General features: G+C 69.7%; 1 protein-coding gene. It reads left to right on the top strand.

Going from position 1 to position 1,977, the window contains the following annotated elements; genetic code table 11:
* Positions 1 to 394: 394 nt before the first annotated feature.
* The coding region (locus ABZS66_RS61505) for an AAA family ATPase (RefSeq protein WP_354774230.1) at positions 395 to 1,977 on the top strand (1,583 nt) is incomplete at its 3' end.

Below are 1,977 nucleotides of genomic sequence, written 5' to 3'. Positions count from 1 at the left end.
ACGTGAGATCGTCCGTGCGTTGCCAGCGGACGCGGCGCGGTCTTATTTTGACGCAATGCGAGGAGCGTGGCATCGACCTGGACCCGGGCTAATGCGCGGCCGTGACCGCGTCGGGTCCGGCACCGCGTGCTTCGCCGGTTCGTCCTGCGCTACTTCTCGTAGGTCCCCCTGCTTGAGCCGCTACCGCGGCATGGAGTGGCTTGACGTCATCCCCCAATCCGTGCCCAGCGCTGATTGCGTTGCAGATCCGGCCCGCCAGACCGGACCCGCTCGCGGACATCATGTTGCTTAACGCCTCGGCTGGACATACCGGCACCAGTGAACGCTGACCTGGCGGGCTGGGCGGATTGGGCGGGCTGGCGGGTCGGCTGGGTGAGCGGGCACGATGGTCGCCGTGACCGCGACCGCTGCCTCGACCCGTCCGTCGGGCGCTGTCCTCGAGGCGGTCCTGGAGCGGCTGACCTACGTCAACGAGGACACCGGCTACACCGTTGCCCGGGTCGCGACCAGCCGCGGCGGCGACGAACTGCTCACCGTGGTCGGGGCACTGCTCGGCGCCCAGCCCGGCGAGAGCCTGCGCCTGCAGGGGCGCTGGTCAAGCCACCCGAAGTACGGGCGGCAGTTCGAGGTCGAGTCCTACACCACGGTCCTGCCCGCCACCATCCAGGGCATCCAACGCTATCTGGGCTCCGGCCTCGTCAAAGGTATCGGGCCGGTGTTCGCCGAACGGATCGTCGCGCACTTCGGTCTCGACACGCTGCGGGTCATCGAGGAGGAACCCGCCCGCCTGGTCGAGGTTCCCGGCCTGGGCCCGAAACGCACCGCGAAGATCACCGCCGCCTGGGCAGAACAGCAGGCGATCAAGGAGGTGATGCTCTTCCTGCAGGGCGTCGGCGTGTCCACCTCCCTCGCGGTGCGGATCTACAAGCAGTACACCGACGCGTCCATCTCCGTGGTCCGCAACGAGCCATACCGGCTGGCCGCTGACGTTTGGGGGATCGGGTTCAAGACCGCCGACACGATCGCCCGCGCGGTCGGCATCCCGCACGACAGCCCGGAACGGGTCAAAGCCGGCCTGCAGTACACCCTGTCCGAGGCCACCGACGCCGGGCACTGCTACCTGCCCCAAGCGAACCTCATCGCCGACGCGGCGAAGATCCTCGACGTCCCCGCCGCGCTCGCCGGTACCTGCCTGGACACCCTCGCCACCGACGAGGGCGTCATCCGCGAGACACTGCCCAGCCCGAACGGCCCGGACGGGCCGGTGACCGCGGTGTACCTGGTGCCGTTCCACCGGGCCGAAACCGCACTCGCCGGCTCCCTGCACCGGCTCCTGCACGAGCCGGCCGACCGGATGCCACACTTCGCCGACGTCGACTGGCCCACAGCATTGACCTGGCTCCACGCCCGCACCGGCACGACCCTCGCACCGGAGCAGGAGCATGCGGTACGGCTCGCGCTGACGTCGAAGGTTGCCGTGCTCACCGGCGGTCCCGGCTGCGGCAAAAGCTTCACCGTCCGCTCCATCGTCACCCTCGCCGCCGCGAAGAAGGCCAAGGTCACCCTGGTCGCCCCGACCGGCCGGGCGGCGAAACGCCTCGCCGAACTCACCGGGCATCCTGCCGGGACCGTGCACCGGCTCCTGCAGTTGCGTCCCGGCGGCGACGCCTCGTTCGACCGGGACAACCCCCTCGACGTCGACCTCCTCGTCGTGGACGAAGGGTCCATGCTCGACCTGATCCTGGCGAACAAGCTCATCAAGGCCGTCCCGCCCGGCGCGCACCTACTCCTGGTCGGCGACGTCGACCAACTGCCGTCGGTCGGCGCCGGCGAGGTCCTCCGCGACGTCCTCGCCGCCGACAACATCCCGCAGGTCCGGCTGACCCAGGTGTTCCGGCAGGCCGCCAAATCTGGGGTGGTGCTCAACGCCCACCGCATCAACGCCGGGAAACCACCCCAACTGCAGGGCATGACCGA

Source organism: Dactylosporangium sp. NPDC005572 (assembly GCF_040605515.1).
GTDB lineage: Bacteria > Actinomycetota > Actinomycetes > Mycobacteriales > Micromonosporaceae > Dactylosporangium.
This window is presented reverse-complemented; position numbering and strand designations above follow the sequence as displayed.